Genomic DNA, 13,550 nt, shown 5'->3' on the forward strand with positions numbered 1-13,550 from the left:
GGTCGCCGAGCGGAGCGCTCGGTCAGGGGGCCTCAGGTCGCGTCGGTCACGGGCAGCGGGCGCAGCCGCGCGATGCTGTAGCCGGTGGCTGCGGCCGAGGCCAGGCCCGACACGAGCAGCCCGACGGCCGTGGCGGTGCTGTGGAACGGCAGCGAGGGTCCGACGGTCAGGCCAGCCACCGTCGTACGAGGGATCGAGAGGTCGAGCAGGTACGTGCCCGAGAGCGCGGCGACCCACAGGACACCGAGGAGCGACACCGCGACCCGGGTCCTGGTCGCCACTCCCGCGCGAGCGGCGGCCACTGCCCGGTCACGCACCCGGTCGTAGCTCGCGGCGGCCCACGGGTGGTAAGGAACCAGGATCCGCAGTCCGGCGACCACGACCAGGGTGCCGGGGCCGGGCAACGGCATCAGGACGATCCCGACCACGACGACCGTCCACCCCGCCGCGCGCCCGAGGAGGTCGCGCAGCCACGGGCGTCGACGCTCCCTGGGCGGCGCGCCGTCGTCGTGGAGGAGATCGCCGGGCGTGGCCTGGGGGGCGAGGGTGCAGCTCACACCGCCAGCAAGCGGAGACCGACTCCATCTATTCCCGTCACGAGTCCGACGCTGCCGGTCCGGCAGCGGGGGGCCTGCCCTCAGGTCTGCATGGGATCGGTGCTGGTGTCGTGGGCGCGTGCGTGGTGGTAGGGGCACAGCAGCTGGGTGGTGCGCAGGTCGGTGCCGCCGCCTTGGGCCCAGGGGATTTGGTGGTGGGCGTGGCACAGGTAGCCGGGGACGGTGCAGCCTGAGTGGTGTTGGCAGTGGCGTTGCTCGATGATCGCGGCCAACCGTTGGGCGGGGGTGTGGAACCGGCAGGTGCGGCCCAGGGCGAGGACCTCACCGTTGGCGTTCATCCACGCCGGGATCACACCGGCGTCGCAGGCCATCCGGAGGTACTCGGTGTGGCTGATCCTGGTGCCGGTCTCCAGGGTCGCGGCCTTGGCCTTGCCCTGGAGGATCTCGTAGTCGCCGATGACGACGACGGTCGCGGACAGGCCCCCGACCTTCGGCAAGCAGGTCGGGTCGTAGCCGCCGATCCATTCGATGAACGCGTGGCCCATCCGCTCGGCCGACGGGGTCTTCCAGTCATAAGCCCCGGCGCCCTGGGCTGCGCGTACGTGCTTGGGGGCGGCGAGGGCGTGGAGCTGTGTGCGGAAGGCGTCGGCGATGGCGGTGGGGATGGCGAACCGGCCGTGGGTCAGCCCGTCGCCGGCGTTGGCCATCGACAGCGTGGTCCTGGCGCGGGCCCTGTCCTCTTGGGCTTCGAGGGCCTTGGCTTCGCGGGCTTCGTAGCCGGTGGGGTCGAGACGTTCCCAGATCGCCTGCCCGAGCCCGGTCCGGCGAGGGCGTCGGCGTCACAGCCGCCGGTGGCCTCGTGCGGTCGCCGCCCGCGTCGGTTCGAGGTCCGTGCATGCTTCGGCGAGCTTGACCTTGGCGCGTGCGGTGCGTCGGGTGACCCCGGTGGTGCGTTGGATCCACCGGGCGGTGTCACGGCATTGCGCCGCACCGGGCAGGTCCAGGACTGATGCCTGGCTGATCGCGCGGGCCTCGACCTCAGCCACCCCTGCAGCAACGCGCGCCGCCAGCGCCACGACCCGGGTGGTGGTGGCGGCGTCCATCGACCAGGTCGGCACGTCAGCGAGACCCTTCAGGTCGTCGAGCCCCGTGGCCAGCAGCGCCTCGATCGGGTGACCCGATCGGGGTGTCGTGGTGGTGTCGGTGTGCTCGGCCATGACCCCATCCCAGCACCTGCCACCGACAGTCCCGGGACGAGTTTCCCGCTCAACCACGGGGGTTGTGGACAACCAGCCGAGCATCCGTGGCTGTGGATGACTCCTGGTCATGTCCACGTGGATCCCCGCCGGGAACGAGCCTGGCGGAGGCCGGGTCGGGCCGCCGCCGCGTGTGCGGTCCCTCTCGCGGTGGGCGTTGCCTAGGGTGGGAGCCGTGAAGCGCGCTGTCCGTCCCCCCACGCCGCACCCGTCGGGCGCGCGGCCGCCGGCGATCCCGAAGGAGCTCGTGCCCCAGCACGTCGCGATCGTGATGGACGGCAACGGGCGGTGGGCGCAGCAGCGCGGCCTGCCGCGCACCCGCGGTCACGAGGCGGGGGAGGCGTCGCTGTTCGACGTCGTGGAGGGTGCGATCGAGATCGGGGTCAAGGCGGTGTCGGCCTACGCCTTCTCGACCGAGAACTGGACCCGCTCGCCCGACGAGGTCAGGTTCCTCATGGGCTTCAACCGTGACGTCATCCGGCGCCGGCGCGACGAGATGCACGAGCTCGGGGTGCGCGTGCGCTGGGCCGGCCGGGCGCCGCGACTGTGGAAGTCGGTGATCACCGAGCTGCAGGTCGCCGAGGAGCTCACCCGCGACAACGACGTGCTGACCCTGACCATGTGCGTCAACTACGGCGGCCGCGCCGAGCTCGCCGACGCGGCACGGTCGATCGCCCGCGAGGTCGCCGCGGGTCGCCTCAACCCCGACAAGGTCGACGAGAAGACCTTCGCCAAGCACCTCTACGTGCCCGAGCAGGCCAACGCCGACCTGGTGTGGCGCACGTCCGGTGAGCAGCGGCTGTCCAACTTCGTGCTGTGGCAGGCGGCGTACGCCGAGATGGTCTTCACCGACATCCTGTGGCCCGACGTCGACCGCCTCGCCCTGTGGCGCGCCATCGAGATCTACGCCGAGCGCGACCGTCGCTACGGCAGGGCCTGACCGTACGACGGTCGGTCGGCGTGGGTGCGCCGGTGGCGGTCGGGTGGTTTCGAGACGGTCGCGGGCGACCTCCTCAACCACCGTGGGGTGGGGCGCACGTCCTCGACCACCGAGGGGTAGGCACGCTGGGCGCCCGGGCCGCATGAGAAGGCGACCACACGGCGCACGTCACGGGACGGCTGCCGCCGTGCCGGCCCGAGCAGCCGGCCCGGGACAAAGAGCAACTAGTGCTCGTCGTAGTGGGTGTCGTGCGGGGCGTGCCGGTGGCCGTCGTGGACGTAGTCGACGTGGTCGTCGTGGGGCACGGCGACGTGGCCGCAGTCGGGGCCGTGGGCGTGGCGGTGGGGGCCGTGGTCGTGGCTGACCTCGTGGCCCAGCGGCTCGTCGGCGAAGGGGGTGCGCAGTCGGGCCCGGTGTCGGAGCCAGACCCCGACGGGCCAGGTGACCAGGAAGCCGAGCAGCGAGAGCAGCACGATGGTGGGGCCCGGCGCGACGGTGGCCCGGTAGGACGCGAAGGCGGCGATCACGAGTCCGCCCACCGAGGCCAGCGCCCCGAGCAGCATCGCGGCGCCGAGCGTCGTACGGAACGAGCGGGACAGCTGCTGGGAGGTCGCCACGGGCACGACCATGAGGGCCGAGACGAGCAGCAGGCCGACGGTGCGCATGGCGACGGTGACGCTGACCGCGGCCAGCACCGCGACGAGCAGGTTGTAGCCGCGGACCCGCAGCCCGGCGACCCGGGCGAACTCGGGGTCCTGCGCGACGGCGAAGAGCTGGGGCGAGAGTCCGACGCAGACGCCGATCACGATCGCGGCGAGCACCAGCGTGACGACCACGTCGCCGGCGGAGATGGTGGTGATCGAGCCGAAGAGGTACTGCTGCAGCTTGGCGGCGCTCTGGTTGCCGAGCCCGGTGACCAGGACACCGCCGGCGAGGCCGCCGTAGAACAGCAGGGCCAGGGCGACGTCGCCGTTGGTGTGGCCGCGCTCGCGGATCAGCTCGATCGCGACGGCACCGAGGGTCGCGACGACGACGGCGGTCCAGGTCGGCGACCAGCCGGTCAGCAGCCCGATCGCGACGCCGGTGACGGCGACGTGGCCGATGCCGTCGCCCATCAGGGCCAGGCGCCGCTGCACCAGGTAGGTGCCGACGGCGGGGGCGGCGACGCCGGTGAACAGCGCGGCCAGGAGGGCGCGCTGCATGAACGGCAGGCTGAACAGCTCGGCGGGGCTCACGGGGTGCTCACCTGTCGCGCTCGAGGGGGGCGGATACGTGGGGGACGTGGTCGCGACGGCGTACGTCGCCGGGCGCCGGGTGGTGGTGGTCGTCGGTCTCGGGTGCGGCGACCGGAGGGCCGTCGTAGGCGATCCGGCCGTCCTGCATCACGACGGCACGGTCGACCAGCGGCGCGAGCGGACCGAGCTCGTGGGCGACCAGGACCACGGTCGACCCGCGGGCCTTCAGCGCGCCGAGCGCGTCGGCGAGGACTTGCTGGTGGTGCAGGTCGACGCCGGCGGTGGGCTCGTCGAGGAAGAACAGCTCGGGGGCGCCGGCCAACGCCCGTGCGATCAGCACGCGCTGCTGCTGGCCCCCCGACAGGGTGCCCACGCCGTCACCGGCGCGGTCGGCGAGACCCACCAGCGCGATGGCGTCGTCGACAGCGCGCCGGTCGGCCGCGCCGAGGGGGCGCAGCAGGCGGCGGCGTGACAGCCGTCCGGAGCTGACGACCTCGCGGACGGAGGCGGGGACGCCGGACGCGGCGCCGCTGCGCTGGGGGACGAAGCCGATCCGCTCCCACTGGTCGAAGGAGTCGAGCGGGGTCCCGAAGAGCAGCAGCTCGCCGCGGGTCAGCGGGCGCAGACCGGTCAGGGCGCGCACGAGGGTCGACTTGCCCGAGCCGTTGGCGCCGAGGAGGGCGACGAACTCACCGGTCCCGACGACGAGCTCGATGCCGCGCAGCACGGGCCGCCCGGCGATGGCGACGGCACCGTCGGTGAGCCGGATTGGGCAGGTCTCGGTGTGTGTCAGCGACATCCGTTGGCCTTCCGCAGGGCGGCGAGGTTGTCGCGCATGAGGCTGAGGTAGTCGGCGTCGCTGTCGTCGGCGGACAGACCCTCGATCGGGTCGAGGACGGCGGTGGTGATGCCCATGTCGTCGGCGAGGCTCTCGGTCAGTCGGGGGCTGGCCAGGCGCTCGGAGAAGACGGTCGTGATGCCGTCGTCGTCGATCAGCTGCTGCAGGTCGGCCAGGTCCGCAGGGGTGGGTTCGGCGTCCGGGGTGAGCCCGGCTACGGGTGCCACCACGAGACCGTACCGCCCGAGGTAGCCGAAGGCGTCGTGCGAGACCACGATCGTGTCCCGGTCGCAGTCGGCGAGCCCCTGCGTCAGGGCCCGGTCCAAGGCGTCGAGGTCGTCGCGCAGGTCGGCGGCGTTGGCCGCGAACACCTCGGCGTGCTCCGGGTCGATCTCGCTGAGGGAGTCGGCCACCGCGTCGCCGAGGTCGGCCATCCGCAGCGGGTCGAGCCAGAAGTGCGGGTCGAGGTCGTCCTCGTGGTCGTGCCCGTCGTCCTCGGCGTGGCCGTCGGTGAACGGCTCGAGACCCACGACCGCGGCCGCGTCGATGACGTCGCCGCCGGCGTTCTGCGCCACGGCGTCGTCGACGGCCGGTTGCAGGCCCTTCTCGTGGATGACCAGGTCGGCCTGGGCGATCTCCGCCGTCTCGCGGATGGTCAGCTCGAGGTCGTGCGGCTCGGTGCCGGGCGTCGTGAGGTTGTCGACGGTCGCCAGGTCACCGGCGACCCGCTCGGCGACGTACTGCAGCGGGTAGAACGCCGCCGCCACCTGCAGGCCTGCCGTGTCGTCGTCGAACGCGCTGCAGCCGGAGAGGGCGAGGGTGCACACGAGGAGGCCGAGAGTGCGTCGCATGAGAATGATTCTCAGTGTTGATGAGAATGATTGTCAACTTCGGGTCCCACCTGCGGTCGGCCCGGCGCTGCGGTGGTTTCGAGACGGCGCAGGCAGTGCCGCGAGCGGCCCTGCCTCCGCCTCCTCAACCCCATTCACGGGTTGGTGACAACCAACGACGTGACCTCGCAAGCTCGGGCACGACGGTGGGTGTCACCAGTGAATGCCCTTGAAGACCTTGGCGAGCATGATCTGCTCGCTCTCGCGGGTGCCCCCGGTGCCGACCTGACCCTTGGCCGCGGCCGAGTCGGGGAACACGTGGTAGGCCATGTTGAGGATCCGGAAGGCCAGCTTGGGGGCGACGGTGTGGGCGATGGCGCCGGCGTTGCCGAGCGGGGTGTTGATCTCGTGGGGCCGGTCGACCATGGCGGTGATCACCGTGTCGGCGGCCTGGGCCGGCGAGATCGTGGGGAACTTGTCGTAGAGCTTGGTCGGCGCGATCATCGGCGTCCGCACGAGCGGCATGTGGATGTTGGTGAAGGTGATGCCGTTGCCGACCACCTCGGAGGCCACGACGTTGCTCCACGAGTCCAGCGCCGACTTGGACGCGACGTACGCCGAGAAGCGCGGCGGGTTGGTCTGCACGCCGATCGAGGAGATGTTGACGATGTGGCCGGACTTCTGGGCCTCCATCGCGGGGATCAGGCCCATGACCAGTCGGATCGCGCCGAAGTAGTTGAGCTGCATGGTGCGCTCGAAGTCGTGGAACCGGTCGTGGCTCAGGCGCAGCGAGCGCCGGATCGAGCGACCGGCGTTGTTGATGACGAAGTCGATCGTCGGCAGCTCGGCGACCACCTGCTCGCACAGCCGGTCGATCGCCTCGAGGTCGGACAGGTCGCACGGGAACACGTGGGCGGTGCCGCCGCGCATCTCGATGACCGACTTGGTCTCCTCGAGCTTGTCCTTGCCGCGGGCGACGAGTACCGGGATGCCGCCGGCCTGGGCGACCTTGAGCGCGACGACCTGACCGATGCCCGAGGAGGCGCCGGTGATCAGGACGTGCTTGCCGGACAGGGCGGAGCGGACCCGGGGGTCCTTGCCGGTCGACTCGTCGAGGTGCTCCTCCCAGTAGCCCCACAGCGACCGGGCGTAGCTCTCCAGGTCGGGGACGGCGATGCCCGACCCGGCCAGGGCCTGCTCGGTGAGCGCGGAGTCGAAGACGGCGGTGAAGCCGGTGTGGGCCACGACCTCGGCGGGGATGCCGACGCGACCCAGCGTCTGGTCGAGCGCGAACTGGGCGGCCCGGGTCTTGACCACGGCGTTGATGAGGTTGGCGGCCCGCAACGGCGAGGGGACCGGCAGCCGCGACGTCGGGGTCGCGAACTGCGGAGCACCGGCGGCCTTGCAGAACAGGTTGATCATCTCGACCGTCGACTGCGGCTCGGGGTTGACCAGGTGGAAGGCCTCACCGTCGCGCCCGGGCAGGTGGGCGAGGTGGTCCATCGCCTTGGCGACGTAGTCGACCGGGACGACGTTGGTCTCACCCAGCTCGACACCGACCAGGGGCAGCCACGAGGGGAGCCGGTCGCGCAGCATCTTCATGACCGGGAAGAAGTAGTAGGGGCCGTCGACCTTGTCCATCGCGCCGGTCTCGGAGTGTCCGACGACGATCGCGGGCCGGTAGACCCGCCACGGCACGGTGCTCTCCTCGCGCACGATCTTCTCGGACTCGTACTTGGTGCGGTGGTAGGGCGAGGGCAGGACCTGCCCCTCGTCGAACATGGTCTCGTCGAAGCGGCCGTGGTAGTCACCCGCGGCGGCGACCGACGACACCTGGTGGAAGCAGCCGGCCTCCAGCGCCCCGGCGAGCTCGACGGCGTTGCGGGTGCCACCGACGTTCATCACCTGGTTGGTGGCGTCGTCGGCGGTCATGTCGTAGATCGCGGCCAGGTGGAACACGTGGTCGACCTGTCCGCGGTGCGCGGCGACCCACTCCTCGTCGACGCCGAGCCGCTCCTCGGACAGGTCGCCGATCACGGGGACGACACGACTCGAGCCCCAGCGGCGCATCAGGGTCTCGAGGCGGCCCATCGACCCGGCCCGGCACAGGACGAAGATGTCGCCCTCGCGGTGGTCGACGAGCTCCTGGACGAGGTGTCGGCCGATGAACCCTGTGGCGCCGGTCACGAAGTAGGACATGCGCGCACCTTACTGGTCCGCAGCGCCGTCACGGAGTGTCTCGTGCGGTGCACCGCCGGTCACGTGCGCGCGGATACTCCCGGGGGCAACGTGGTCAGTCGCTGCCGGGCCCGAACATGATCTCGTCCCAGCTGGGCACCGACGCCCGGCCCTTCTTCTTCTGCACCGAACGGCGTACCGGTGCCTCCTCGGGCTCGCTCGGCGCGGCCTCGGCCTCGGCTTCGACCTCCACCTCGACCCGCGAGACGGGGTCGGCAGGGGCGGGGGAGTCGTCAAGGAGCACGTCGACGGGCACGTCGTCAGGCACGTCGACGGGCGCGTCGGCGTGGTCGGAGACCAGCTCGATGGCGTCGTCGCCCAGCGGCAGCTCGTCCTGGGGGATCGAGGTCAGCCGTCGCTCGCGCACCGACTGCAGGTCGTCGCGGGCCGGAGCCGGGGAGGCGACGGCCTCGCCGACCAGCCACCGGGCGTCGGCGTCGTCGAGGGCCACGTAGTTGCCGGGCACGTCGAAGGTGAAGTGGGCGGTGCCGGTACGCACCGGCAGGGCGTAGCCCGCGGTGAGGGTCCAGCGGCCGTCCTCGCGGCGCCAGGCGTCCCACTCGACGCCGTCGGGGTCTACGTTGAGCGAGCGCAGGTGGGTCTCGACGGCCTCGCCCAGGGTGCGGCCGCCGGCGGGGGCGGACTCTCCGGCGGGGCGGCGCACGTTGGAGCGCTGGGCGCGCTCGGCGACGTGCTGGCGCTCGGCCAGCACCGGGGCGACGAAGGCCATGATCTTGTCGACGCTGGTCTGGGCGGCCTGGGCCACGGCCTCGGCGCTCTCGCCGGCGCGGATGCGGGCCTGGATGTCTTTGGGACGCAGGACACTCTGCATGGGGATCTCCAACTGGCCGAGGCGTGAGGCATCGCCGCGCAGCGCGGCGCGAAGGCTGGGGGTGACGGCGAGGGTGAAGGTGCCGCCGCGGTCGTCGGCGAGCAGCAGGCGCGCACGGTCGTCGCTCACCCCGGCCAGGGTCAGCGGCACCTCGTGCGGGGGTCGCTGCGGGGACCCGGCGGACGCGGGAGACGCCGGGGTCGACGCGTCGACCACGTCGGGCCCGTCGTGCGCCCTGACCTGCTCGGCCCGCTCCATCTCGTGTCCCATCTCCTGCTGCCTCGTTCCGGTCGACACTACGCCAGCGGTGGGGCGTTGACGGTACGGCGCGCCCTAGGCTCGCGTGGTGCCCGGCACCCTCGTGACGCTCGACCTCGTCGGGATCTTCGTCTTCGCGATCTCCGGCGCCTTGGTGGCGGTCCGCAAGGACCTCGACGTGTTCGGCGTGCTGGTGCTCGCCGGCACGACCGGTCTCGGCGGCGGGTTCCTGCGCGACGTCCTGATCGGGGCCACGCCGCCTGCGGCGCTGGCCGACTGGCGCTACCTGACCGTGCCGGTGGCGGCCGGCCTGGTGACCTTCGCCTTCCACGGCGCGGTCGGCCGCATGGAGCGCCAGGTCGCGGTCTTCGACGCCTTCGGGTTGTCGCTGTTCTGCGTGTCCGGCGCCCTCAAGGCGCTGGACTACGGCCTCGGTCCGGTCCCGGCCGCGTTGATGGGCATGGTCACCGGCATCGGCGGCGGCATGGTCCGCGACGTCCTGGCCGGTCGCGTGCCCGTCGTCCTGCGTGGCGACCTCTACGCGACCCCGGCCCTGGCCGGTGCGGCGGTCGCCGTGGCCGGCTCACGTCTCGACCTGCCCCTGGTGGGGGTGGCCGTGGCCGGTGCGCTCGTCTGCCTGGTCTGGCGGCTGCTCGCGCTGTGGCGTGGCTGGCAGGCACCGCTGCCGACCGGGGCGGCGAGCGTCTGAGCCGGCCGGCCGACCGGCCGACCGGCCCGCCGGCCGATCGGTCAGCGTCAGACCTGTTCGACCGAGCACCACCAGGTCGTGCGCCCGCCGACGGTGCCGCGACTCATCTCGGCGCCGCAGCGCGGGCAGTGCCCGCCGCGCCGACGGTGCGCGATCACCTCACCGGTGTGGACGCCGCCGTGCCGGATGGCTGCGCGGGTCGCGCTGCGCAGCGCCCGGTGCAGGCCGGCGAGGTCGTCGGCGTCCAGGGTGTCGACCCGGCGCCGCGGGTCGAGGCGGGCCTGCCACAGCGTCTGGTCGGCCAGCAGGTTGCCGACCCCGGCGACCACCGACTGGTCGAGCAACCGGGCCTTGACCGGCGCGGTGCCGCGCGACATGCGCTCGCCGAAGACGGCCAGCGGCACCTCGGCGGCGTCGGGACCGAGCCGGTCGATCTCGGGGTCGAGCACGGCCCGCGACAGCCGGCGCTTGTCGAAGAGCCGGAGCGCCGCCCCGCCCTCGAAGGTGATCGTGAACCGGTCCCACTCGGGCTTGCGCTCGCCGCCGCCGCGGCGTACCGGGTCGCCGCCCTCCACCACGGTGCCGTCGGCCTCGGTCACGAAGATCCGCCCCGCCATCCCGAGGTGCAGCCCGAGCGACGGGCCGGACCGCGACGTCGTCACCCACATCGACTTGCCGCGCCGGTGTGCCGCGGACAGCTGGCGCCCGACCAGGGCCTCACGGATCTCGCCGGGGGAGTGCGGGCGGCAGACGTAGGTGTCGCGGTCGTCGACGTCGATGATCGTGCGGTGCAGCGCGGCCCGCTGGATCGCGGCGCGGGCGGTCTCGACCTCGGGCAGCTCGGGCACCGCTCGATCTTCGACCAGACAGGCACCGGTGCTGCTCACCCCGGTGAGGGTCGGTCCGGTCAGCTCGAGCCGGTCGGGGCCACGAAGTCGTCGCCGAGCTCGTCGAAGGTTCCGAGCTGCGCGACGGTCCGGCAGGAGGCCGCCACCACGTCGCAGCGCAGAAGCACCCCGACCCCGCTGCCTGGTGCCGACTCCGCGACGAGCGCCAGCGTCGTGGCGTCCCACCACTCCACGGGCTCGAAGAACCCGGTCAGCCCCAGGTCGACGGCCGTGCCCGTCGCGGTGTCGTAGACCCCGCCGTCGTCCTCGGTGAAGGCGACGAACCCGGCGTCGGGCGACAGGGAGCCGTCGTAGCCGCTCACCGCATACGACGGGCCCGCGGTGGACCGCGTGCGCCCCACCGAGAACGTGGGACCGGTCGTGTCGACGAAGGCCACCCGGCCGGCCGCCGCGTCGACCGGACCGGACTCGAAGGTCACGGCGTCGTCGACGACGCTGCGGTCGCCGCTGGCGAGGTCGATGGCGATGGCCCGGGTGTCGTCACGCACGTAGAGGACCCCGTCGGCGAGGGCGATGACCTCCGTCGGGTCCGTGCCGTCGGAGGGGCGCCCGCGGGGCACCGGGGTCAGCCCGTAGGTCGTCGTGGTGCCGTCGGCCTGGTCGTGCACGACCGCGACCGGGTCACGTCGCGCGCCCTGCGACCCGACCCAGGCGACCAGCGACGAGGACGGGTCGGACTCCACGCGGGGGAACTCGGCGTCGTCGACCGTGCCGACCTGCTCCTCGCCTGCGTCGACCACCGACCAGACCCGCCCGCGGTCGTCCACCGTGACGAACCCGAGGCTGGTGCGCACGTAGGCGCGCACCGGGTGACCGACCTGGATCTCCCGGTCGCCGTCGTGGATCGTCGTGCCCACGGCCCACGAGGGGCCCAGGGGCTGCGGCTGAGAGGGGACGTCGGTGGCGACGTCGGGGCCGGCGTCCACGACCCCACCACCGGTGGTCAGGCCCACCACCAGGGCCGTGACCGCCGCGGTCCCCGCCAGCGCGCCACCGGCGTTGACGGCACGCCGACGGCGCCGGCGCCGCGTGCCGGCCGCGCGGACGACGTCCAGGTCGGGCCGGGCGAAGTCGGGCGCGCTCGCGCGCTCGTCCATCAGGGCCTTGAGCGTGTCGGTCATCGGGTCACCACCATCGTCGAGGGGAGCAGGTCGGGGTCGTCGTCGCCGAGCACGTCGCGCAGCCGCGCGATGCCGGCGGAGACCTGGGACTTCACGGTGCCGACCGCGCAGCCCATGGCCTCGGCGGTCTGGGCCTCGGTGAGGTCCTCGTAGTAGCGCAGCACGATGCTGACGCGCTGGCGCACCGGCAGCGACTGCAGCGCCTCCCACAGCCACTGGCTCTGCGTGACGCTGCTCGCCGGGTCGGCGCGGTCGGCGGGCGGTGGCTCGGGCATCGTCTCGACGGTGCGCTCGTGGGTCCACCGGCGTCGCCGGAACCACGAGATGGCCGTCGTCGTGATGGCCTTGCGGCAGTAGGCCTCCGCCCTGCTGCGGTCGCGGATCCGGGGCCAGGCGGCGTAGGTCTTGACCAGCGCCTCCTGCACCAGGTCCTGGGCGAGCGCCTGCTCGCCGACCATCAGGTACGCCGCCCGGTGCAGGGCCGCGGACCGGGCGAGGACGAAGTCGTCGAAGGCGGCGGCACCGCCGTCCCGAGAAGGTCTCATGCCCACCCAGACGCGCTCAGGCGCGGGAAAGGTTCGGGGCGTCGCGCGTGGACGAGCCCGTGCGCACCGCGAGCGCCGCGACCAGCGCGAGCACGCCGCCCCCGACCGACACGAGGTAGGCCGGTGAGGCGCCCGCTGCGTCGACGACGATCCCGGCGAGGGCGGCGCCGGGGGCGACCCCGGCGACCAGACCGGTCTGCACGAACGCCATGCCCTCGGTCAGTCGCGACGCCGGCACGCTCTGCTCGGCCAGCGACATGGTCGCGATGAGGGTGGGGGCGATGGCGAAGCCGGCGACGAAGAGCACCACGCCCATCACCCAGACCTGCTCGATGAGCACGAGCGGCACCATGGCCACCGACATCCCCGCGGCACCCAGGCGCAGCCGCGCCAGCACCGTACGTCGCCAGGTGACCGCGCCGGTGAGGAAGCCCGCGATCAGGCTGCCGGCCGCCCACAGGGCCAGCAGCACACCGGCCAGGGCCCGCTGCCCGCGCTCCTCGGTGAAGGCCACGGTGGTGACCTCGGCGGCGCCGAACAGGGTGCCGAGGGCCAGCGACCCCAGGGTCAGCGGCAGCACCGTCGCCCACGGCATCCGCGCCCGGTCGCGGCGGTCGGCCAGCGGCGGGTGCGCCGGCGGCTCGGTGGCGCGTTGCGTGCTGAGGGTCAGGGTGCCGCCGACCCCCGCCACCAGCGCCGTCGCCAACCCCGCCACCGGGTGCACGGCGGTCGCCAGCAGCGTCACCACGATCGGCCCGGTCATGAAGACGGCCTCGTCGGCCACCGCCTCGAGCGCGAAGGCGGTCTGCAGCTCGTCGGCGTCCTCGAGCGCGTGGGCCCACCGCGACCGCACGCACGACCCGACCGAGGGCAGCGAGGCCCCGGCGACCGCCGCGACGACGTACGTCGCCGCGAGGGGCCACCCGGACTGGACCGACCACATCAGGGCCGCCAGGGCGGCGCCCCAGACGGTGACGGCCACCGGCAGCACCCGTGACTGGCCGAGCCGGTCGATCAACCGCGCCTGGGGCACCGCGCAGGCCGCCTGGGCCAGCAGCGCCACGCCCGAGACCGACCCGGCGAGACCGTAGGAGCCCGACTCCGCCTCCACGAGCAGCACGATGCCGAGGCCGACCATCGAGATGGGGAGACGGGCCACGAGTCCGGTGGCGGAGAACAGGGCCGTCCCGGGGCGACCCAGGATGCGGCGATAGGTGGCAAGCATCTTCTGCGGAGCATAGGACGCCGCCTGCCGGCCCGCGTAGGCTGCGACGGGTTCGGTC

Annotated in this window: 13 protein-coding genes and 1 pseudogene; 2 read left to right on the top strand and 12 right to left on the bottom strand. The window is 73.0% G+C overall.

Translation table 11 applies throughout. From position 1 onward, the window contains the following. Positions 1-32 precede the first annotated feature (32 nt). From FZC61_RS04215 to FZC61_RS04225, 3 genes and pseudogenes are all read right to left on the bottom strand, one after another. Positions 33-557, bottom strand: coding sequence for a PGPGW domain-containing protein (locus FZC61_RS04215; RefSeq protein WP_148612862.1), 525 nt, complete (start codon positions 555-557; stop codon positions 33-35). Positions 558-637: 80 nt separating this feature from the next. Next, positions 638-1,375: pseudogene (locus FZC61_RS04220) on the bottom strand (HNH endonuclease signature motif containing protein); the annotation flags it as partial. Positions 1,376-1,396: 21 nt separating this feature from the next. Continuing rightward, positions 1,397-1,774 carry a hypothetical protein gene (locus FZC61_RS04225; RefSeq protein WP_148612865.1) on the bottom strand — a complete coding sequence of 126 codons (378 nt, stop codon included), beginning with the start codon at positions 1,772-1,774 and terminating at the stop codon, positions 1,397-1,399. Between the two features lie 214 nt (positions 1,775-1,988). On the opposite strand from FZC61_RS04225, the gene FZC61_RS04230 reads away from it, so the two are divergent. Next, entirely contained in the window at positions 1,989-2,753 is a 765-nt protein-coding gene (locus tag FZC61_RS04230) for an isoprenyl transferase (protein ID WP_246142513.1), read from the top strand. Positions 2,754-2,977: 224 nt separating this feature from the next. Here FZC61_RS04230 and FZC61_RS04235 read toward each other — a convergent pair whose 3' ends face one another. The 5 genes from FZC61_RS04235 to sepH form a co-directional block, all read right to left on the bottom strand. Further along, positions 2,978-3,988 carry a metal ABC transporter permease gene (locus FZC61_RS04235; RefSeq protein WP_246142514.1) on the bottom strand — a complete coding sequence of 337 codons (1,011 nt, stop codon included), beginning with the start codon at positions 3,986-3,988 and terminating at the stop codon, positions 2,978-2,980. A gap of 7 nt (positions 3,989-3,995) precedes the next feature. Continuing rightward, positions 3,996-4,787 (bottom strand): metal ABC transporter ATP-binding protein, encoded by a 792-nt coding sequence (locus tag FZC61_RS04240; RefSeq protein WP_148612869.1) that lies wholly within the window; start codon positions 4,785-4,787, stop codon positions 3,996-3,998. Further along, positions 4,778-5,677, bottom strand: coding sequence for a metal ABC transporter substrate-binding protein (locus FZC61_RS04245; RefSeq protein ID WP_148612872.1), 900 nt, complete (start codon positions 5,675-5,677; stop codon positions 4,778-4,780). Before FZC61_RS04245 ends, FZC61_RS04240 begins: the two co-directional genes overlap by 10 nt. A 192-nt stretch (positions 5,678-5,869) precedes the next feature. Next, positions 5,870-7,855: an SDR family oxidoreductase gene (locus FZC61_RS04250; protein WP_148612874.1), complete on the bottom strand. Its 1,986-nt coding sequence runs from the start codon at positions 7,853-7,855 to the stop codon at positions 5,870-5,872. A gap of 94 nt (positions 7,856-7,949) precedes the next feature. Beyond that, positions 7,950-8,996 (bottom strand): septation protein SepH, encoded by a 1,047-nt coding sequence (sepH, locus tag FZC61_RS04255; RefSeq protein ID WP_148612876.1) that lies wholly within the window; start codon positions 8,994-8,996, stop codon positions 7,950-7,952. Positions 8,997-9,072: 76 nt separating this feature from the next. Here sepH and FZC61_RS04260 point away from each other — a divergent pair, with 76 nt between their 5' ends. Continuing rightward, the gene (locus tag FZC61_RS04260) at positions 9,073-9,693 is read left to right on the top strand and encodes a trimeric intracellular cation channel family protein (RefSeq protein WP_246142515.1); all 621 of its coding nucleotides are present in this window, start codon (positions 9,073-9,075) and stop codon (positions 9,691-9,693) included. Positions 9,694-9,740: 47 nt separating this feature from the next. Here the strand turns inward: FZC61_RS04260 and FZC61_RS04265 are convergent, their stop codons facing one another. Genes FZC61_RS04265 through FZC61_RS04280 form a run of 4 tightly spaced genes read right to left on the bottom strand, consistent with a single transcriptional unit; the run spans position 9,741 to position 13,492 of the window. After that, positions 9,741-10,541, bottom strand: a complete 801-nt coding sequence (locus FZC61_RS04265) for an Fpg/Nei family DNA glycosylase (RefSeq protein WP_148612880.1) — start codon at positions 10,539-10,541, stop codon at positions 9,741-9,743. Positions 10,542-10,600: 59 nt separating this feature from the next. Then, positions 10,601-11,722, bottom strand: coding sequence for a hypothetical protein (locus tag FZC61_RS04270; protein WP_148612881.1), 1,122 nt, complete (start codon positions 11,720-11,722; stop codon positions 10,601-10,603). Then, a complete protein-coding gene (locus FZC61_RS04275) occupies positions 11,719-12,267 on the bottom strand; it encodes a SigE family RNA polymerase sigma factor (protein WP_148612883.1) in 549 nt (182 codons plus the stop codon). Before FZC61_RS04275 ends, FZC61_RS04270 begins: the two co-directional genes overlap by 4 nt. Positions 12,268-12,283: 16 nt before the next feature. Next, positions 12,284-13,492, bottom strand: coding sequence for an MFS transporter (locus FZC61_RS04280; protein ID WP_170285976.1), 1,209 nt, complete (start codon positions 13,490-13,492; stop codon positions 12,284-12,286). Between the last annotated feature and the right edge of the window lie 58 nt (positions 13,493-13,550).

Origin of the sequence: Nocardioides rubriscoriae (assembly GCF_008087085.1) — a bacterium.
Taxonomy (GTDB): domain Bacteria; phylum Actinomycetota; class Actinomycetes; order Propionibacteriales; family Nocardioidaceae; genus Nocardioides; species Nocardioides rubriscoriae.